Below are 22,235 nucleotides of genomic sequence, written 5' to 3' on the forward strand. Positions count from 1 at the left end.
TCCATTCTCCATCTTTATATCCAGCATTACCATCCAAATATGCGGAAAGCTTATTACTCATCAAATAAAGCTGCGAACCATTAATTGCATCGGTGGAGTTTTCAGTTATGTCACCATTCGCAAGAAAAGTAATCTTGCTATTGGTTTTTCCTTCACCTTCACCATGTTGAGCGATAAATGCTCCTTTATCATTGTTCCACAATAAAGCATCACCTTTTGTTTCATTAAGCTGGTTGGTGATATCATTGGTAATTTTATTCTGAATATTCTTGAAAGATGTGCCAACTCCAGCAAATGCTTCTGCTACACTCGGATAGCTTTGCTCCTCTTCTGTTCCATCTTCCTTAACTGTCTTAAGCGTAAAGGTAGGCTCTTTCCATTCTCCATCTTTATATCCAGCATTACCATCCAAATATGCGGAAAGCTTATTACTCATCAAATAAAGCTGCGAACCATTGATTGCATCGGTTGAATCTGCTGTCACTTTACCTAGACCAACATTATGTAATCCGACAGTACCAGCTTTGGGATCACCAAAAGTTACATTACTCTTATTAACTTTACGCGCTGATCTCATAAATATATTGTCACCTTGTGGTTCTTCATCATCATAAAAAACTGCCACAGAGCGTACATCCTCAATTTTTCCAGAAAGATTATTCACATCTTGATCAAGTTGCGCTTTGTTAATGGCATCAGTATCATCAGTACCCGTTGCCACTCCTGTTATCTTCTGACCACCAGCACTAATACCTGTAGTCGTTATTTTTGGACCACCCGTAATTACTAAACCCGTTGCGTCTAAGGTATTCGTGCCTGTTTGTACGCTATCCAGCGTAATCTTCTTTGCTAAATCAAATTGTACCTTACTGTCTTTATCGCTTGCTGTAATTTTGAAATTCTCACTTCCCACTGCTAAATCTACCGAATTATCTATAGAAACAGCTTTAGCATTTTTACCATCAACAGAAAGCTTCCAGCCTTTGTTTACATAGGTTTGCAACGACTTTAACTGCGCAATATTGACGGCATCAGTATCTTCAGTACCGGCTGCTACCCCTGTAATTTGCCGAGAAATCTTATTAGTATTATCACCAACACTAACAGCACCTAACGTACTTTTCCATTCATAACTTATTTCACCTGATCCATTACCTGTCAAAGGGTTATAACCCGCAATACCACTATTAACATCCGCTACAGAATACGCTCCTATAGCAATCCCTCCGTTCACCATTGCTTGTGATCTCATCCCCAAAGCTACAGCATTAATACCAAGTGCAGATGCCTCAGAACCTATAGCAATTGAAGATTCCCCATCTGCTATAGCATCTTTAAAATTATTGCCAGTCGTGTTAATTTTTAAACCTTTTACAGCCACAGTTTCTTGCATCGCTTGTAGCTGCGCAAAATTCACAGCATCGGTATCATTCGTACCGGCTTGTACGCCTGTGATCTTTTTACTACCAGCATTAATACCATCTTTCGTTATTTGAGGACCATCTATAATGTTCATGCTCTCCAGTGTAATGTTTTTCGCGAGATCAAATTTTATGTTATTGTCTTGGTCGCCTTTTATGATTTCAAAGTTACTTCCAGCTGCAAAATCTACTGTACCGTCTATCCCCACAGCTTTAGCATTGTTACCATCAACAGACAGTTTCCAGCCCTTGTCTACGTAGGTTTGTAATGACTTTAACTGCGCAATATTCACGGCATCAGTATCTTTAGTACCTGCCGCTATGCCTCCAATTTGCCGTGTTTTCCCTTGCTTAATATCACCAACACTCACAGCACCGTAAGTACTTTTCCATGCAAAAGTCTCCTCTGTCGCCACCCCTTGCAAAAGAGGATTATAACCTAGAACACCAGAAGTAACATTCGCTATAGAATCAGCACCTAAAGCAATAGCATGATCTACGTTTGCTCTCGAATAAAATCCTATAGAAACAGCTTCTTTATCCGTTGCGTATGCACGATGCCCCACAGCAGTCGAACCATACCCCAAAGCTTTAGAAACCGCGCCTAAAGCTGTCGAATAATCACCCTGAGCAATTGTATAATCATTCTCCCCGTGTTCACTCTTATCATTATATTCACCACCCAGCGCAGTACTGCTTGTTCCCATAGCGTGAGCCATATAGCCTATAGCAACACTCGATTTTTTTTGCACTTGCGATCCCTCACCCAAAGTAACATTTGTGTCTGCACGTTGTAATCCGGCATCACGGTTTGTTATTGCAGTTGAAACATTACGTGAGGCGTCAGATACACCAATGATCACTGGACTCTCATCATGCTGTGCAAACTTTTGAGAAGACATACTATTAAGAATAGAAAATTGTGGGCTGATGATAGCTTGTTTCTTTTCTTCCTCTGTACTGACCGCTCTTTTCAATCGGTTACTGCCCCCTGCTTTAAGAGTATTTGCAAGAGAGTTATCATCTCCCACATCAGAAAGGTGGCTTGTTAAAAAATTTGCATTATCATTCAAAACATGAGCGTTTGGTGCCAACGTCGTATTCGATACTGTTATATAATTATCTTTTGATACATCAAGAGAATCATCATAAACAGAGATAACACTTTGGGGAGAAACCACAGAAACAGCCTTTATATCTGTAGATCCCCCTTCTCTTGGAGAGAGATTTTTTGAAAAAACTGGAAAAACGCTTGACAAAAGTGCAGCAATTGAAGTCACTGTCACAACTTTAATAAAAGGAAAACGAGAAAATTTTAATTCACTCCCCGCTAATTTAGTATATAATTTGTTCATAACAAATTCCCCAATGAAAAAATTTTAACGACAAACACAAAAAGACATATTTAAACGCTAGAATTTTATCTAGATTTAATTTTTTAACATCGAAATTTATGTGATGAAAAGATAGAAAAATTATGTATTTAAATGTTAGAGTGAATATACCCGCTTTTTGTGTTCTCTAAGAAAATAAGACCTATTTTTTTATATATTAGTTAATATTTGTTTAATTTTTAGGCTTTTTGGTTATTTTTTGCAAGAATAATATTATTTTTTTTGTTTTTCGTTTTTTCTTTTAATTTGAAATGAGCAAATCTAGAGTAATGAAGGGGAGTTTTTTCAAGTAAAATGAAGTCAATATGAGCGGGCGGGTGGTTTTTCTTGAAAAATTTTAAGGGGAGATGTTGTTACTCTTTCTTACACTGATGCTTTTCTTTTGAACTTTAAAAATTAGAGTACGTGTTGTCATTTTACAGTTTTCAATACCAAAAGCAAATACATGTTGGGGTACGCTGTATGCCGCTATTAAGTGCTGCTTAACTTTTTTGCTAAATAAAGCATTTATAATTTCATTCCTCTCCTTTAAGCGTGAAAGCGCTAAAAAGTGGTATTTCGTCATCAACACTATAATTTTTCATGCCTTCAGAATCTATAGACACCGTCAATTAAATATTGCTCAACTGTTATTGAATGTTGGCTTTTGCTTGTTTGCAGAGGGTAAAAGTATTTATGCTCTCTCCTTCTACAGTCATACCAAGACTTGTAAAACAATATTCGACAAAACTATAAGAACAGCTACATTTATGAAATAATACCGTATAAAAGGCAAACAATAACAAGAACGAAAGTTTAAATTATTGTTGGCTCATTTTGCATATCATTTTTATCACTGCTCTTAGTAAAACTAAAATATCTTTAAAGAACTATTTTTCCCATTAGAAAATTGGTAGTAAATTTACAGTTTTTTAGAGAGCAAAGGAGATCCCATTTTTCTACCTATAAAGTGCTGCAAAAACTTTTAGCTGTAAAATTTAAAAGTAGAAAATAATGAATGTGTAATTTATGGAAAAATTGCATTTTTTTAAAATTTACTCGCTTAAGTGAGAATATAAGTTTTTTCTGTTTTTTAAACATGTATTTATTAATTTATATATGCGCCTTTTTTAAAGATGTAAAAAACAATTCACCCCTGCCTCACGAGACAAGGGTAAAAAGAATTTTTTATGTGTTTTTTTGATTATTAGTTCAGGGTCATATTGAATCCCGCACCTACACCCCAATGTCCGCCAGAAGTCGTTGCGGATACATTAGACCGAAACTTTCCATTTTCTGAGGTATAACCAGCACCAAAGGCAAATGCAGATTGACTACGCCATAAACCAGTACCAAATCCAACGCTTAATTTTCCAGGGGTATCATTGTAGCGTAAATTAGACACTGCTAGACCAATAGCCGCTGCTTGTCTTGCCTCTTTTTTTACACTCTCAATGCTGTAGTTTAAAACGTCAAACTTCATATCGGTATACTGTTTAGACCGATCAACCGCATCGTCAATCGCATCAATCACAATATTATTAACCCGTTGATCCGTATAATGCTTGGATTCATCAAGAATAATCTTCATCTGTTCTTGAGTATAGTCATGGAGTTGACCACCATTTACAGCTTCTTTTGATCCTTTCTCAATTTTACCATCAGCGACATTATCAATCAGAACTGGTTCACTGGCATCACCCCCTGCTAATGTGATTTTGTTGGTTTTTTTACCGTTTTCATCTCTGTCATAGCGAACAGCATCCTCAGCAATATCGTTAACTTTATTATCAATATTATCAACTTTAGCATCAATATTGATAACTGTGTCACCAATATCAGCAATGGTATTGGAAATGTTATCGACTCTGTTGTTAAGATGCTTAACATCTTTTTCAACACCCGCTACACGTTCATTGGTTTCCCAAAGTTGTCCACCATTAACCGCGTCTTTTGAACCTTTTTCAATTTTGCCATCAGCTACATTGATAATTTTATTCGGCTTACCATCGCGACCAGCATCATAGGCTTTTTCTTTATCATTCCACTTTAAAGCATCTGAATCGACCTTGTTGATGACGTCATCAATACGGTTATTAATATTTGACATCCCATCATTAATATCACCAAAAGCATCAGCAACATTATGGTGCTCTGTCTCAACAGTCTTGCCGTCCTTATCGACTTTAGAAATCTTGAAAGTAGGATCTGTCCATTTGCCATTCTCATATTTAGCACCACCACCGAAATAATTCGCAAGCTGGTTACTCATGAAATAAAGCTGGTTACCCGTAATAGCATCCGTTGAACCATCCGCAATCTCACCATCCAAAAGATATTTCAATTTGCTGTTTGTCTTCTTGCCATCTTTTTCATGACGTGCAACGAATGCTTCTTCTTCATCATCCCAAAGTAAAGCATCTTTTGAGATACCTTCAATTTTCTGATTAAACTCATTGGATACATTCGTTAAACGCTTATTCACATCTTGAACATTATTATCAAGACCGTCTAAAGCTGAACCAACGTCATAAAAATTAGCCTTCCCTACCTTACCATCTACGATAGCAGATAAAGTATATTTCAGTCCTTTAAAGGCACCATCAACAAACTTTGCGCCACCACCAAAAAACTTGGCAACATCTTCTGATATTTTATTAATCTGGCTGCCATTAATTGCATCGTGGGAATCTTGGGAAATGCTACCATCTTTGACGTTATGAAGAGCAACTGGTCCGTTGTTTTTATCACCGCCCAAAGTTACGCTACCATAATTAACACTACCATCGTCATTCTTATCGTAAAGAACGGCAGCAGCAGTTACTGTCTCAATATCTTTCGTAATATCCTTTATGCTTTTATCAAGTTGGTCTTTGTTAACAGCCTCATCACCCTTCTCTGCTGCTTTAACACCAGAAATGGAACGTGCTACCTTACCATATCCTGCAATATTGATTTCAGTCCCAGCTGTATCCTTACCAATCGTGATAGGATCTGAAATTCCGTCTTGTTTAACAAGACTATTTTTTACCACATCGGAAATCTTATTATCAATATTTGTAATAGAAGTATTCACACCCGTAAATGCATCTGTAACATTATTATAGGGCTTACCCTGAATAAGGAAGGAAGGTTCGATACCGTTCAATACATCTGTACTGCCACCAAAATATTTTGATGTATTTTGAGCAACTTTTGATAAGTTATCAGTAACAGTTTTGACATTTTCATTCGTCTTAAAGAGCTGTGAACCATTTATGGCTTCCGTTGATGTTTGAGAGATCATTCCATCTTTTACACCGGACAGTGTACGCTCCATACCACTTTTGTTTGCAATATTAATTTCAGTACCACCTGTTGCCTTACCGATCGTGATAAGCCCTGACCCGTTTTCTTGCTTCACAAGACTGTTTTCTGTCACATTGTTAATCTGACTATAGATATCCGTGATAGAATTATCGACACCGTTAAAAGCCTCAGCAACATTATTATATTTTTTCTCAACAATATCACCGTTTTCATTACGTCGAGAAACTATGAAAGTAGGATCTATCCACTCTCCATCCTGATAGCTAGCGCCCCCCCCGAAATAATTCGCAATCTGATCACCCATCTTATAAAGTTGAGAACCATTGATCGCGTCTGTTGACTCTTCTGAAATATTGCCATCCGCGAGGAAGGTAATCTTACTATTTGTTTTCTGTCCATCTTCTCCATGACGTGCAACGAATGCTTGTTTATCATCATTCCATAATAAGGCATCTTGAGAGAGTTTATCAAATTTATTATCTACATATGTTAGACGACTATTAACATTTTTGACATTCGCATCAATCCCTGTCAAAGCATCACCAACATTTTCAAAGGTTTTTTGCTTTACATTACCATCTGTAGAAACTATCGATAAGTTATATTGTGGACCTGAAAAAACTCCGTTATTAAATTCTGTACCACCACCAAAGAATTTTGCAATATCTCCAGATATCTTATTAATCTGACTACCGTTTATGGCTTCTGCTGAACTGTCAGAAATTTTACCATCTTTGACACCTGCAATGGTTCGCTTTCCATCAGTACCTGTAATATCAATTTTTGTACCGCCTTTTTCTTTACCAATAGTGATAAATTTCTCATTCTCATCCCATTTAACAAGGCTATTTTCTGTTACATTGTTAATCTGATTGTAAATATCCGTAATAGAGGTATCGATCGCCTCAAATGCAGACCCAACATTTTGATGTGTTTCCTTCTGAACAGTATATGTGGGTGCTTGACCTTTAATTACGTCTGCACCACCACCAAAATAATCATTCAACCTATCAATTCGCTCAAGCGTTGTAAAGAGTTGTGAACCATTAACCGCCTCAGTAGAAACCTCAGAAATAATCCCATCAGCAACACCAGTAATATTTCGATTTTCATCTCCATTATTGGCAATATTGATTGTCTTGCCACCTTTTTCTGCTCCAATGGTAATGAGTAGTTTTTCATCATCCCATTTAACAAGACTATTATCTTCTACTTCTTTTATTTTCTCTTCTACCGTCTTCAACTGTGAAACATTAACAGCATCATTATCATGGCTACCATTTGCAATTCCTTTAATTTGTGTATTTGCAGCATTAATACCTCCAGTAGTCATTTTAGGACCATCAGTAATTACAAAACCATTATCGCTTATACTCGACTTTCCTGCTATAACACGGTCCACTCTGATAATATCGTTTAAAGCAAATTGTACTTCATTGTTTGCGCCTTTTGTAATTTTTATATTATTGGTGTTTTTGTTATTAGCCTCACTTGAAATACCTACAAACTTTACTGTACTTCCTGCTTCAACATCTGTAGCTTCCTCATCTTCAACAGCAAGTTTCCAACCCGTTTTTATTCCTGCTCTAAAGTCTTTCAACTGTTTATAATTTACAGCATCCGTATCTTCAGTCCCAGTTTCCACTTTCGTAATTTTCTTATTGCCAGCATCAATCCCATTCATCGTTATCTTTGGACCACCGTCAACAAACCCAAAGCCATTATTATCCATAATGCTGTTGCCTGTCGTGACACTTGTGAGATTAAGAGTATCATTCAAAGAAAAAGTAACTTTATTGCTGTTATCTTTTGCAATTTTGATATTTTTGCTTCCGTCCCCACTCTCCGCCGCGACAAGATCTACTGTACCCCCAGCTGTAACATCTGTAGCATTGTTTCCATCAACAGAAAGCTTCCAGCCTTTTTCTGCAAGCTGTCTTACATCTTTCAGCTGTTTATAATTTACTGCATCAGTCTCATCAGACCCATCTGCTACTTTTGTAATCTTTTTACTACCCGCATCAATACCCTTCAAAGTTATGCTTGGTCCATTATCATCAATAAACTTAAAGCCTTCACTATTTATAAGACTGTTACCTGCAGTGACGCTTGTTAACTGAAGATTACTCTTCAAAGTAAATGTAACTTTATTTCCATTACTTTTGACAATTTTAATGTTTTTAATATCGTTGTCATCAGCACCTGGAACAAGGTCTACTGTACTCCCTGCTTCAACATTTGTAGCATTGTTACCATCAACGGAAAGTTTCCAGCCTTGTTCTGCAAGTGTTTTTACCTCTTGCAACTGCTTATAATTCACTGCATCGGTATCTTCTTCCCCTGCCGTTACTCCTTTAATCGCTTTATCTCCAGCATGAATGCCATTAACAGTTATGCTCGGCCCATCAGCACTGTCAAACCGAAAGCCCGAAGCATCCATAATGCTTTCTCCTGCTGTGACAGACGTTACATTAATATCATCAGCTAAATCAAAAGAGACGTTTTTCCCATTTGTATTTGCAATTTTTATATTTTTGTGACCAGTATCTACAGCCTCAACAGCAAAAAAATGAACTTCGTTGCCTGGATTAATATCTACAGCCTCTGCATTTTCAACAGCAAGCTTCCAGCCGCCCCCGTTCTTTTTTACATATTCTTTCAACTGCCCAAAATTCACTGCCTCATGATCTTCAGTCGCCTCTAACAGATTTCTAATGTTTGTACGGCCAGCATCAATACCATTCTCAGTCATACTTGGGCCATTATCATTAACATAAAAGCCATCAACAGTCATGCGTGAACTGTTGTTACTACCATTAACAAAAAAGCCATCATCACTCATAGTGCTTTGACCTGTGGTGACTTTCGTCAATTCAAGCTGATCATTTAAAATAAATTCAATTTTATGCTTAGTGTCTTCAGTATTTTTTTCAATCTTTAAATTGTCTTTTCCTATTTTACCATTTTTCACTGAAAAATCTATTATGCTGCCTGGATTCACGTCTGTAGGATTTTTATCGTTAGCAGACAGCTTCCAAGCTCCTGATGCCACATCTCTCAAGGCTTTTAATTGCGCTACATTCACAGCATCAGTATCGTTGGTCCCTGCTGCAACATTTGTAATCTGTCGCGTTAATTTCTGCTCAGTATTACCAACACTAAAATCACCTCCAGTGCTTTTCCATGCAAGACTAGTCTTTTTCGTTGCAGCATTTGTTACAGGATCATAACCTGCAACCTTTGCTTCAATACGAGAGACAGATCCCCCCCCCACAGCAACACCATCTATAACACGTACTTGTGCGTTTATACCAATTGCAACTGAATGAGCCATCTCAGCATAAGTATGGGAACCTATGGCAATCGAATTTTTACCTTTCGCTATTACCTTTCTTTCCTGCCCGTTGTCTGCAGGCTCTCCACCACCTATTGCAATAGAACCAAGAGCTTGCGCCTCAGCCTTCGAACCTATAGCAACCGTATAATCTTTCATTGCCTTGGTTTTGAGCCCTAACGCAACACTATTATAACCAGAAGCAGTCGCAAGCCCTCCAATAGCAACCGTAGACTCCCCTGACGCCTCTGATCCCACGCCCATGGCAACACTTGCTTTACCACTTGCAAGCGCAGAAACACCAAAAGCTTGTGCTCCACCAGCCTTTGCTGTCGCGCCTGCACCAAATACCGTGGAATAATTTCCTGTTGCCGCAGAACCACAGCCCGTTGCAAAAGAATAAACACCATAAGCCTCAGGCATAGCATTTAGAAACCCTCCAGAGCCAACTGGTCCCATATAAGTAGCATTGTTGGTCAGAGTCCCATCACCCTGCCAAGTAACCTTTTCAGTGGTCGTGCCATAAGCATTACGACCGTTTCCCCCAGTGTAACCATTGATAAATCTGTCATATTGTTGTTGTACTGTTATTCGTTGATTATCAGCAATTCCTTGTTGTTGCTTACCGCCACGACCAACAACGTTGTCTGCACCGCAATAGTCATCATCACCAGACAAAACAACACTGCCATGACTACCATATGCATATGAAACGCCGGTGCCACTTGTGCTCAAATTAGCTGCTCCTGTTATCGCGAGATTGGCAGCAAAAACGGGAGAAACACTTGATAAGAGTGTGGCCATTGCCGCGCTGAGCGAGACAGCTTTAATTAAATTTGGTGTGGAATATTTTTTTTTCATAAGAATCTCCTCCAACAGAGTTCAACATCATCACAACGCGCAAAAACACTCATGGCAAAACCCTTGTTTGCGCACCTCAAAAAAACAATAAATCAATATAAAATTCCCCCTCTGACGCCGGCATTCCTTACGGCATCATCCTAAAATCTTTGCAACAACATCGAATCTAGAAAAGTCCCCAACCCTTTTAGCTAGAGGGATTCAAGCTAAAAAATAAATAAAAATACAAGACTTTGAAAATATACCGTAATCTCCATTAAAAAATACTGCGATTTATCTCTTAACAAAAACAGTTTCACTAAAAAGCAATTCTACCTTTCAAATAAAGCGCATCAGCAAAATGGCAAGAGTATAAAAAATAATTTTTTATCAATTTGTAAAAATACTTCTTATGAAATACAAAAAGTGTTGTTTTATAACAGTTGTGCTTATCTGTATGAAAATTATAACTTTTTAGACTTATTTTATAATCTAGTAGATTATGACCCTTATGAAACCTCGTTCTTTGTTATGGGATAAGCTATTCTAGAGGTTCCCTATTTTTATAAGAAATATAGAATATTGAAAAAATTAAAAAAATATTGCATAACTTATTGTTTTTATAGATATTTTTATCACTCAATGCGTTTTTCTTCAAACTGATTTTATAGCAGAAGGAATTTTATTTTAGAAGGCTGTAACTCATATACCTTGGGGCGTTTTATGTACCTTTTCAGCTTCAATTTTGCGCTTTAAATGCAATTTCAAAAGTGGCAAAGTGGCTTCGACTTCTTCCATGTCGTTGAGATTTTCAATAAGCCCTTGCAATTTTCCGTAAAGCTCTGCTGCTAATTCCGCAACATCTTCAGGAGAAAGTGTTATGTTCGCATCATGATATGTTGTATAAGCTAAATATCCAAGCTTTTTCATCAAACCAGCAGGGATTGCTTGTGCTTTTAAACCAGCCGCTTTCGCCTTTGCCATATCTGAAAACATCTCGCCATTACCCGTTACAAGCCAATCTAATGAAACACCGCAAATTTCTTGATATTTGGAGAGCGCAGAGGCTGTAGGTTCACTGATACCCGTTTCATAAGTTCCTATAGAGCCAGCAGTGATTCCAAGATGTTCAGCAAACTGCTTACGCTCTGTGAAACCAAGAGCGTGACGCACTTCACGAAAACGTTTTGCCAACTCAGTTTTAGGTTTTGCTTCCGGACGAGCCAAAAAATTACTCCAAAATCAATATAATTGTTGACTAAATAATTATATTGATTTATATCTATCGTTACTGCTCTTAGAAAAAAGCATTTATCACATACATAACCCCACAAAAACGGATGTTACAGCATCCATTTCAGCAGGAGCGAAAATTATGACAATTACACAAAAAATGCGACCGCCATAGTATTTTGCCAAGCCCTCACTCTCATCCCCATAAGCAAAACGCGTGAAAGTTTACCAAATATCGACCTTCAGTGTCAAAAACATTTGAGCATCCTCTCATGAAAAAACAATCCCTGCTCTGGCCAATTGTATGCCCGTTGAGCAAAGTTCTTATCAACTCAACGGCTCTCTCAAAAAGCGCAGTCATATGTCTCACAGCAGTAAAAAAAACATGTGGTTCTTTTCATTGCGTACCGTGCAATATACCATTGAAATCCTATTACAGAAATATGCATTTGCACTTTCCATAGTTTTTTATAGGATAAAAGGTTCATCAATGTCTAAAACTCAATATAAAAGAGGCAAAATCATTGCATTTCTACAAAAAATGAGATTATCACACATTCTTAAAAAGCTAAACGTTTACAAACCATGCTTGCTTATTGTAGATATTAATGGCACTAATTTAATTGCGATTAGCAATAGAGATTTCAAGGTATTTGGTTTATCATCAAAACACGCCTCCTCTACGAAAATTAAAAGCCTTTTTGCGATGTATTTTAAATGCTATAAGTTCTATAGTAAACACAAGTAAACACATTGCCATCTATATTTACAATTGAGCGCTTCCAAATCTTGGAGTGATAAAATTTTTAATAGGCATTGATTTAAAAGTGCATATTTTGCAGAAAATTGACAAATCCATGAGGTTCGTATATATGGCAACTCTGAGTGATGATAGTGGAGTAATCCTTAAACAGACCAAAGCTGCACAGGAAACCACAACGTGGAGGAATTCAGCATGACCTCTTTATGCGATAAGGAATTATCCGATACACTGGTTGGCCTTTATGACGACTATCAACGTGGTTTCGACATTGGAGAAGAGCTTAAACTATGTGTGGATTTAGCTTTATCTCTTGAATTAGAGCTCAGTATTCTCCGTTTAAGTGAAACAGATACGCTTTTAAAAAAAGAGATTGTACAAACCTTGCATCGTCGCAGAAATGCTCATTCAAATGAGGATGAAATTGATGCAATTTTTCGTATGGATTTTGAAAAACAAAAATAACGCACCACTCTCCCCATATGATGAGAGAGCACTTTACTTTCTGCTGTGTTTAAACCAAAAAATTTTTAAGAAACTTTAACGTGTTGCGTCTTTGCCTCCTTACAAAAGTCCGATGAATTAAAGAAACGCATTAATCCTCTTTGGTCATCATCAAAAAATAAAGAGTATTTTATAGCATAAATTAATTTATGCTTTCTTCATTAAAAGCACCAACACTTTCACATTTGCTCACCACCCCTTTAAAAGCAAAATATGAAATATACGGCGTTATAAATGTTTATAAAATAGCGTATAGTTTTACTACACTTCAATGTAATTTATCGTTTTTCATGTTGATAAAATAGCACAATAAATATTCCAACAAGCGCAACAATGCTTTGAAGAAAATATATCGATTGAGGTGATATGTTACTGCTATCGCTTGCCATAATGAGATAGACTCCGAGGATAAAGCATCCAGACAAACCATTAAAACTTGCCTGCAATCTTCCTTGATATTCGGGATCACAAGAGAGTTGCGATAAAGAAATCGAAAGAGCCCAACTTGAAAGCCCAAATCCAATCATGAAATAAACAGGAAAAACAACAAGCGTGTGTGTATTGACAGATAGAATGGCAAGACCGATAGCCATAACAGCTAATAAAAGTGCCAATGTTTTCCTTATAGATAAAACTTTACAAAAAAATGGAGAAAGAAGCGCACCAGTAAATACGCCCATGGAATAAAGCGCCTCAAATATTGCAAAAGTCCTGCTATCTGCGTTTAAAACCTCTTGTGTATAAGGCACCAAAATAACAGGAATAGTCATCAAAAGCGTCATAATAATCATCTGGCTTATATAAGGCATAAAAAGAACCGGATTCTGCTTAAAATAATGAAGGGACGCTCTATAATTTTTCCACCAGTTTTGCTTACTTTGACTTTTAGATCTATGGGCATTAGGTACTTTCATTGCAAAATTAAACAAACCAGCAATAATAAAAAATATGCCGCCTATCAGAAGTGTTCCTTTTGTTCCGGCACAGGCGAGTATAAATCCACTAAGCCCCATACCTATGATAGTGCCAAGTTCATAAACCATATCGATGGTTGCATTTGCATTGATGAGCTGTTTTTTAGGAACAATACTTTGGATTAAAGGGACAGCTGATGGCATATAAAGAGAAATAAAAATACCCAATAGAGCAGATAAGATCATTAAATCAATTTCCATGCCAAAATACCCAAGCATTACCCACCCCACAATCACCAAACCTCTGACAAGATTTGAAGTGATAATCTGCATTTTACGATTGTATTTATCCGCCAATACACCCAAAAAAGGTGCAAAAAGAATGCTAGGCGTCCAGAGAAAAAGCATCATCAACGCTACACCACGGATCGAACTTGTCTGATTGTAAGCAAGCCATGATAATGCAATATAATTTAGCCCATTTCCAAATGTAGCAAATAAGCCGCTCAAGGTAAAATAGAGGAAAGTTCTATTTTCAAATAAAGCAGCACGTTCTTTCAAATTTGCAACGAACATAAATCATTCCCTCATACATACATCATTCAGTATGCCACATAATCACATTTAAAAATATATATTGAGTTCTTATTTTAGTTCATTAAATTTAAAGGAATGAAATTCCTCGTTTTATTAGAGCGTGATACATTTTTTATGAAAAGAAAACTCTCTAAATATCATATGGGATAAGTTTAACATACTGAAGATTAATAAATATTTCTACTTTCATTGCGCGTTACATTGGCACTATAGATATAAAATAGTGACGCTGAAATGTGTTGTTTTGGCTGTACAGTTACAAAGCGAATAGGCAATCTCATTTTTACGATAGAGTGTTTGAGAATAATCGTTTCCGCAAGCAAGTTATAAATTTAATGCTCATAAAAGGCATGCAAGAGGTAATCGCACCAGAAGTAAGACAGATTTTTAGAGGAATATATGGAATTTCCAACTGATTGCTCAAAAAACAATTTACTTTCAAAATGCATCATTTGAAGCAGAAGAGAATGTAAATATCAACTCTATAGAAAGTGTCAAAGAGCAGCTCCCATTCAATTTTCTTTTAGAATTTATTACTTGACATAATGGACAAAGGAGAGCTTCTTTATGTACAGTGCAATTCGTGAAGGGGGATCACACCATATGTTAAAAACTATTCAACCGCAAAGTGAAAAATTTGATGGACTGGCTGATGATTATGATCGTTATCGTCCACGCTACCCCTTCACCTTATTTAAAACCATGCTGCTTCCTTTTAAAGACAAAAAGCATTTGTCTATCGTGGATGTAGGGGCTGGAACGGGCATTGCATTAGAGGGAATTGTCAAACTTTTAGGAAATGAACACCACTATCATGCTATTGATGTATCAGCAGATATGATTAAACAGGGACAAAGCAAATTTCCTTTTGTGCAGTGGTATCACGGCAAAGCCGAAAGCCTCTTGCCCCAAATCGGCAAGGTTGATCTTGTTGTTGCGGCACAAGCGTTTCAGTGGATGGATCGCCCTCTGTTGCTTCGCAATGTCTCAAGTCAACTTCGCGCCGGTGGTGTCATGGCTGTCATTCAAAACAATCGTGATTTTCAAAATAGTCAATTTCTAGCCACTTATGAGACATTATTAGAGAAGATGAGCCCTAATTATTCCCGTTATTATCGCAATTTTGATTTTTTACAAGAAATGCGTGACGGTCTTGGAGTAAACCCAGAAAAGGTTGCTTTACGTACACACAATTGGACAATGACAATCCCATCCGAAGCTTTTATCGGCATGAGCCGCTCTTCAACGCAAGCGCAACGCGCCATTGCCAGCCATGGAGAAGAATATTTGCAGCAATTGGTTACACTCATAAAACAATACGAAGTGCAAGGAAATTTGGAACTTTTGTATCGAAGTGAACTCTACATCTATATGAAATAATCTTACATCTATGGTTATCCCCGTTACCTTTCAACGCATTATAATCTCCCCCCAACAAATGAAGTCGTCCGCCCCAAATTGATTGTATAAAGAGCCACCTAAAGCTGTACTAGCACACCTCAATCTGAAGCCATAAATAATTTCTGCCCGATAATTAAGGTTTGTTGTCCCTTCAAAATCCAAGCTTATCCAGTCAATAATCAATAACAACCCAGCAACCTTGAATTAAACAGAGACACCCCTTAAAATACCAAATATGGCTCTTAGGCGTAGCTGCGCTCATCATCGAATAAGTACCCCTTTATCGGCAAGGTGTCCCACAAAAAACGTAGCAAAAATACCAGTTGTCCTCGCTACTTAAATTTCTGAAAATGGGATATTATTACAGTAAATATCAGCGTTCAAATTTATATCATGCCCCTATCGAAAACACTTGACTTATCCCGTAATAGATGTACTAACTGTTTATGAGCGTGTGTACCAATTATAATACTGCATATTTTTAAAGATGCAGACATGGGGGGAATGATGTGCGCAAACAGCTAATGTTTCGGTTTTATGGGCTTGTTGTTCTGCTCTATCTTTCTGATATGGTGCTTTTCTTAAGTAACCTTTGGAATGCTTATCGCATAACATCCTCATCGGTTTTTCTAGGCATAACCATGGCTTTAGGGACCCTTACACCCTATCTTTTGAAAAAGAGTGGTTTTGTGCACATTAAAGCATCGTTGCGATTGATCGATTTATACACAAGACGGATCATCATCTATAGCCTCCTTTTATTGATTGCTCTTTTTCATTATGTCGACTCCCGTTTTGGTTTTATTGTGGTCTCTATCTCTATTGGTTATCTCTCTTTGATCACCTTAAGTACGCTGGAGACTTATAATACTAAACTCGCGCTTAGTGGCTATATTAGTGCTCAAAAGGCTTCTCGCATTATGCAAACAGTGGTGCAGATTGGCGCCTTTTTGGGGGCAGCATTGAGTGGTTATCTCTTAGAAGCAACCAGCCCACGAGGGGTAGCAGCTGAAGTCGGCTATAATGGTTTGATTGCAGCGATTTGTGTGTTTGACATTATCGTAAGCCTTGTGGCCGGATATGTCATCTTTCGCGATGAATATCATGCCGACAGCACTACAAACAGCTTGCCGCCTATCACCGATAAAGAGCCAATGCTTATACCGCAAGCAGATGGGCTTTCCCTAGAGCTTAAACTTTTATGCATCTGCATAGGCCTTATTGGCTTTCACATTTGCGCTTATAATACACTGGCAACTATCCTTTTTCAGAGTGTGAAAAATTTTGGCTCTGAATATTATGGGTTGTGCAGTGCTGTTGCAGGTGTGGGCGCTTTTCTGGCTGCTTTTATCAAGATCCCGCGCTTTGAATTCATCCTTCCAGCTCTTATGTTGGGTTTAGCTGATCTTATTTTTAGCACCACGCAATCGCCTTATTTGGCTGTGATTTTTTGCTTTTTTATTGGCTTTTCAATGAATACCATGCGGATTAACGCCCGCAAACATATGATTGAAGCAACCCGAACAGAAACTCAAGCAGAGCTGGTGGGAAGCTATAGCGGCATGCTTTATACTCTCTCTCAATCGGCTGGTTATGTTATCCTTGGTCTTCTTACAAGCTCTGCCCTTATGGGACCTCAAGCAGCCATTTATCTTCTCCCCCTTATAGGATTCATAATCTTTATCTATGTTCTTTTTCTTTCATCACAGCGGGACAAAGCATGAGCAAAACCATTCTTATTGTCGATCCTTTCTCCACGGGTGCTCTCTATGCCCCTGCTTTGCAAAAATTGGGCTATACCTGTTACGGTGTTATCTCTCAACCAATTCCTTTTTCACACTTCATACTTTCTTATCAGGGTGAAGGCATGGCAGAAGCAAAACTTCATAGTATCGATGAGATAAAACAGCGCTTTCCTATCGGCGCGATAGAAGCTGTTATAGCAGGTGCCGAAGGAGGTATTTATTGTGCAGAACAATTGGCTGCTTACTATGGTTGTCCTAGAAATAACCCCTTGACCACCGATTGGCGGCGGAAAAAAGCAGCAATGCAAAAGCGCCTTTGTGAAAATGGTTTATCCTATATAAGGTCAAAGATTCTTACAAAAGATGATTGTGCTCTCAATGATTTTGAAAGCCCCAGCGGCTATGTGATAAAGCCAAACGATTCTGCTGGGAGTGATGGTGTTTTGTTTTTCTCTAGCCGTGAGGAAGTGGCAGCGTGGATTTCTGAAATTGACTGGAGGCAGAAAAATATTTTTGGTGTACCTAACGAGGCTTATTTGCTTCAAGAAAGATTGGAAGGAGAAGAATACATCGTAGATGCCGTTGTAAAGGGAGAGGCTATAAAGATATGTAGTTTATCGCGCTATAAAAAGGGTATCCATAATGGAAGTGCCTTTGTTTATGAATCGCTTGATGTGCTTGATGCTCAAGCCCCCCTTTATACCGCTCTGATCTCTTATGCAAAACAGTGCATTCACGCGGTGGGGATTGAATATGGACCTGCGCATATGGAGATCATGCAAACCGCTCACGGTCTAGTAATGATTGAAGTGGGAGCCCGCCTCCACGGAGGGATTGCACCCTCCTTGTTCGCGCATTGCTATGAAGATGATTTACTGAAAAGCTCCGTTAACCTTATTGCGGGAGTGTTTTCGCCAACACCAAGCCGTTTTAAGAAGAAAGGACGTATTATCTTTCTTATCAACAAGATCGATGGTCATATTATAAAAGATGTTAACCTGTGGAAGAAAAAGCTTCATTCTTGGGAAAATGTGGTTCATTTTATGCTCTTTTTTAAAGAAAATGAGCCTCTGCCCCTGACCATCGATTTAAATACCTGCCCAGCCATTATAGCAATTTGGGGACGGAGTGATGATGAATTATCGACTCTGGAAAGGATAATTCGTCGTAATTTTTTATAGAAAAAACATCAATTGAAAAAAGCCTAAAAACGCTGAACTTTAAGCTATGCCTTCAAACTTATAAAAATCTATTTAAGGGTACAACATAAATCAACAAAATCAAAGAAATAAAAATCCTTGAACTTTTATATAACCCTTTGATTTTACGATAAATGGCGGAGAGAGAGGGATTCGAACCCTCGATATGGTTTCCCATATACACGCGTTCCAGGCGTGCGCCTTCAACCACTCGGCCACCTCTCCAGAAGTCTCGCACTATACCCAGAAAGAAATAACGTGCAAGCCCAAATTATACATTCAAAATTCAAAAAACAAATTCATTTATTAAAATAAAAGCTTATACCTTTTGAATAACAAGCATATCCTTCCTTTTTAAGAAAAAACTTTTTCCGTGGATAGTTATGTATAATGCAAAAATGAGAATAAAAAGCTTATCCCCAACCATAAACTTTCATGCTTACTTACGCACCTTCTGCTTTATGAAAAAACACTGCTCTTAAAATTGGCATACAGTCTATGTTTTCTTCACAATGAAATAATTAAACCTCTCTCGCCTATTAACGAGGATTCTTAACCATGACAAATCTGATTTAAAATTGCTTTCTCTTAAAATGAGAGCTATCTGCTCATCACTTTTATGTTTTACTTCATAGGCAAAGTTTTAATTTATAATGATAATTTATCACTATAAATATTAATATGTTGCCTATAATCGCTTTAAAAGACTATGAGCCACCATATTAAAGATCTAAGGCCTTGCCACAATGGGCGCGTTCTTTTCTCTTCACGTTCTTACCACTGTATATCCTTGCTTAGAGAACGTACAGCTCGTGCAGTTTCACATTGTAGTGCTTTTTGTGCTAAAATTTTCATCTCTTCAAAACTATGAGTTTGCAAACACGCCTTTACTGGGGAAATATCGCAAGATATCATGGAAAGCTCATTAATTCCCAATCCAGTCAAAATCATCGCACCAAAAGGATCTCCAGCGACACCACCGCATACACTAACCCAACATTTATGTTGTGCGGCTCCCTGAATAGTCTGATAAATCATCCGCAAAACTGCTGGATCAAGACTATCCGCTTCAGACACAAGATATGGATTTTGCCGATCAACAGCCATTGTATACTGTGTTAAGTCATTGGTTCCAATTGAGAAAAAATCAACATGAGCGCCCAATACATCTGCCATAATAGCTGCTGCTGGAACCTCGATCATAATCCCAAGTTTTAATTTTGGTGCATCAATATCATTGCGGATTTCTTCTGCAATCTTTTTTATAGTAACAATCTCTGAAACAGACATTACCATCGGAAACACAATCCATAAATCTCCGCCCTCTTTTGCTGCTCGATACAAAGCACGTAATTGAGGAACCAAAAGATCACGCCGACGTAACAAAAGCCGCGTTCCTCGAACACCTAAAAAAGGATTATCTTCTTTAGATAAATGTAAATGCGTAACCTGTTTATCCCCGCCAATATCAAGCGCCCGAATAATTAATGGCTTATCTCCTACAGCTGCAACCATCGCCCGATATACATCAAATTGGATCTTTTCGTCCGGAATATGCGGATTCTCTAAAAATAAAAATTCTGTACGCATGAGTCCAATACCTTCAGCCCCCAAATCAAACGCAACTGGAACCTGATTTGCATAATTGACATTAGCCATGATACGAATTCTTTGACCATCTGTCGTTTGCACTGGTAATCGAGACGCACTTATCTCACTGACACGTTTTTGCGCAACAGTATCAATATGCCTTTGAGCATCTTCAACATCTTCATGCGTAGGATCAAGGTAAATGAACCCGTTATCGCCATCAATAATAGCCCGAATATCAGACTGAACCGCTAAAATATCATCACCTACGGCAACAATCATCGGAATACCAAGCGTACGCGCCAAAATAGCTGTATGAGAGAGTGGACCTCCCCATGCTGTTGCTAATCCTTTTACTTTTGTACAATCAAGTTGTGCGACATCAGAAGGAGAAAGATCATTTGTAACCAGAATAACACCACTTGGAATATCATTTAAAAAGAAGGATCTATAAGATGGATTTATTTCACCTAAAACACGACGACCAACATCAATTAAATTAACAGCACGTGCTGCTAACAAAGGATTATCCACCTTAGAAAACATATCTGAAAACTGCCGAACCGCTCTATCCCAAGACCAAGCGACACCATGACCTTCTGCTATAAAACGACAAGCTTGAGCTATAAGATTCTCATCTTCAAGCAAAACCATTTGTGCAGAAAAAATCGCAGCAGAATCCGCTCCCATACGTACTGTAATATCAGAAATCACAGATGCCATTTTTTGTTTTGTTTTTGTAAGAGCACTTTCAAGACACGCTGCACCAACCGCAAAATCAATTGGCTGGTCTATTATGGAAATATCATTTTGCCTTAAAACAAAAATCTTACCAAACGCTAACCCTGAACTTGCTGCAACACCAGAAATGCCTTTTTGCATGGAACGTGGATACCAACCATGAAAAGTCTTTGTTTGAGATTCTATCTCTCTTACCACGCATTTTTCACTAACACTCACCTTTTTTACAATAGAAATGGCATCATTGAGAAGTTTTGCTCCTTCTATAGCATCTGTAGAAAAAATCAGAACATCACCATTTTTTGCGCCTAATTGTAATAACCCAACCAAATTTTTCATTTCAACGGCATATTGACCATGGCGAACTCTAATAGAATTTTGAATCTTTTTTGCAAAATCAACCCAAAGAGAAGCTGGTCGCGCATGAAGACCACTTGGATAGTCTAAAGTCCATTCCTGACACACCGAAAGATCACCAATAAAAGTTTCTTCTTGCTTCATATCTTGATCAAACAGAGTTGTAACAATTTTCTGTTTGTCCGTCGTTGTCGCAAGTACTTCAAGCTGTTTTTTATCAAATAAAAGAGACGTCAATTTTTTGCAAATTTCTCTATAGCGATCTGGGCACGCTGCAATGGCAATAACCAAATGTGCTTTCTTTCCATCCTGCCATTCAACACCAGCAGGAACCTGTATAACAGCAATGGCATCCTTGATGATTAAATCACAATTTTCAACCAATCCATGAGGAATGGCTATACCATTTCCAAGCCAAGTACTCGTTATTTCTTCACGTGCAAGCATACTTGCCAGATAACACTCGTCAACTGCACCAACCTGCACAAGCAATTCAGCAGCAGCATAAATCGCATCATTTTTATGATTAAAAACAGCTGCAAGTTGTACTGATTTGATAGACAAGATTTCACTCTCGGTAAAATCTACATTCATTGCTTCTGCTTTCTCAAATCCCATCATGAATTCAAACTGCCTCACACTTAAATACAAATATCCCTGATAAATTTCATTTCAAAGCCCCATTTTCAAAAATACAATAGGTACACATCATCACGACTTTTTGTTTCACGCAATTCAATAGAGCTAAGTGAGGTGCTTAAATACCTCAATATAACCGATAAAACAATTGGATACTATAATCCCGCGGGTTGCTTAAACCATCATAAGCAAATCTGACTCTTAACTCTTACTTTACAAAGACAAAACCTCAATTTTTACAGCCCCAATCACCTGAAAAACTATGTTTTAAAAACGCT

The 22,235-nt window shown here is 37.8% G+C and carries 8 protein-coding genes, 1 tRNA gene and 1 pseudogene; 4 read left to right on the forward strand and 6 right to left on the reverse strand.

Annotated features, from left to right (window positions below):
• The 3 genes and pseudogenes from PVV70_RS00005 to PVV70_RS00015 form a co-directional block, all read right to left on the reverse strand.
• Nucleotides 1–2,776: pseudogene (locus PVV70_RS00005) on the reverse strand (hypothetical protein); the annotation flags it as partial.
• A gap of 1,225 nt (nt 2,777–4,001) precedes the next feature.
• The gene (locus tag PVV70_RS00010) at nt 4,002–10,298 is read right to left on the reverse strand and encodes a Vomp family autotransporter (protein WP_273757382.1); all 6,297 of its coding nucleotides are present in this window, start codon (nt 10,296–10,298) and stop codon (nt 4,002–4,004) included.
• Between the two features lie 681 nt (nt 10,299–10,979).
• Nucleotides 10,980–11,504, reverse strand: a complete 525-nt coding sequence (locus PVV70_RS00015; protein WP_273757383.1) for a helix-turn-helix domain-containing protein — start codon at nt 11,502–11,504, stop codon at nt 10,980–10,982.
• A 961-nt stretch (nt 11,505–12,465) separates the two neighbouring features.
• On the opposite strand from PVV70_RS00015, the gene PVV70_RS00020 reads away from it, so the two are divergent.
• Nucleotides 12,466–12,735, forward strand: coding sequence for a hypothetical protein (locus tag PVV70_RS00020; RefSeq protein WP_273757384.1), 270 nt, complete (start codon nt 12,466–12,468; stop codon nt 12,733–12,735).
• Between the two features lie 317 nt (nt 12,736–13,052).
• Here PVV70_RS00020 and PVV70_RS00025 read toward each other — a convergent pair whose 3' ends face one another.
• Complete coding sequence (locus PVV70_RS00025) at nt 13,053–14,264, reverse strand: MFS transporter (RefSeq protein WP_273757385.1); 1,212 nt, start codon at nt 14,262–14,264, stop codon at nt 13,053–13,055.
• 624 nt (nt 14,265–14,888) lie between these two features.
• Between PVV70_RS00025 and PVV70_RS00030 the strand changes: the two genes are divergently transcribed.
• From PVV70_RS00030 to PVV70_RS00040, 3 genes are all read left to right on the forward strand, one after another.
• Nucleotides 14,889–15,665 carry a trans-aconitate 2-methyltransferase gene (locus PVV70_RS00030; protein ID WP_273757595.1) on the forward strand — a complete coding sequence of 259 codons (777 nt, stop codon included), beginning with the start codon at nt 14,889–14,891 and terminating at the stop codon, nt 15,663–15,665.
• A gap of 530 nt (nt 15,666–16,195) precedes the next feature.
• On the forward strand, nt 16,196–17,410 hold the full coding sequence (locus PVV70_RS00035) for an MFS transporter (protein ID WP_273757386.1): 1,215 nt from the start codon (nt 16,196–16,198) through the stop codon (nt 17,408–17,410).
• Nucleotides 17,407–18,612 carry an ATP-grasp domain-containing protein gene (locus tag PVV70_RS00040; protein WP_273757387.1) on the forward strand — a complete coding sequence of 402 codons (1,206 nt, stop codon included), beginning with the start codon at nt 17,407–17,409 and terminating at the stop codon, nt 18,610–18,612. Before PVV70_RS00035 ends, PVV70_RS00040 begins: the two co-directional genes overlap by 4 nt.
• A 153-nt stretch (nt 18,613–18,765) precedes the next feature.
• Here PVV70_RS00040 and PVV70_RS00045 read toward each other — a convergent pair.
• Both PVV70_RS00045 and ptsP read right to left on the reverse strand, forming a co-directional pair.
• Nucleotides 18,766–18,855: transfer RNA gene (locus tag PVV70_RS00045), tRNA-Ser, on the reverse strand.
• A 549-nt stretch (nt 18,856–19,404) separates the two neighbouring features.
• On the reverse strand, nt 19,405–21,939 hold the full coding sequence (gene ptsP, locus PVV70_RS00050; protein WP_273757388.1) for a phosphoenolpyruvate--protein phosphotransferase: 2,535 nt from the start codon (nt 21,937–21,939) through the stop codon (nt 19,405–19,407).
• Between the last annotated feature and the right edge of the window lie 296 nt (nt 21,940–22,235).

Source organism: Bartonella sp. AU55XJBT, from assembly GCF_028618525.1.

Bases quoted from the DNA above. Each gene is read 5' to 3' on its own strand.
- PVV70_RS00010 (WP_273757382.1), bottom strand. From the start codon at position 10,298: ATGAAAAAAAAATATTCCACACCAAATTTAATTAAAGCTGTCTCGCTC.
- PVV70_RS00040 (WP_273757387.1), top strand. From the start codon at position 17,407: ATGAGCAAAACCATTCTTATTGTCGATCCTTTCTCCACGGGTGCTCTC.
- ptsP (WP_273757388.1), bottom strand. From the start codon at position 21,939: ATGATGGGATTTGAGAAAGCAGAAGCAATGAATGTAGATTTTACCGAG.
- PVV70_RS00025 (WP_273757385.1), bottom strand. From the start codon at position 14,264: ATGTTCGTTGCAAATTTGAAAGAACGTGCTGCTTTATTTGAAAATAGA.
- PVV70_RS00030 (WP_273757595.1), top strand. From the start codon at position 14,889: ATGTTAAAAACTATTCAACCGCAAAGTGAAAAATTTGATGGACTGGCT.
- PVV70_RS00020 (WP_273757384.1), top strand. From the start codon at position 12,466: ATGACCTCTTTATGCGATAAGGAATTATCCGATACACTGGTTGGCCTT.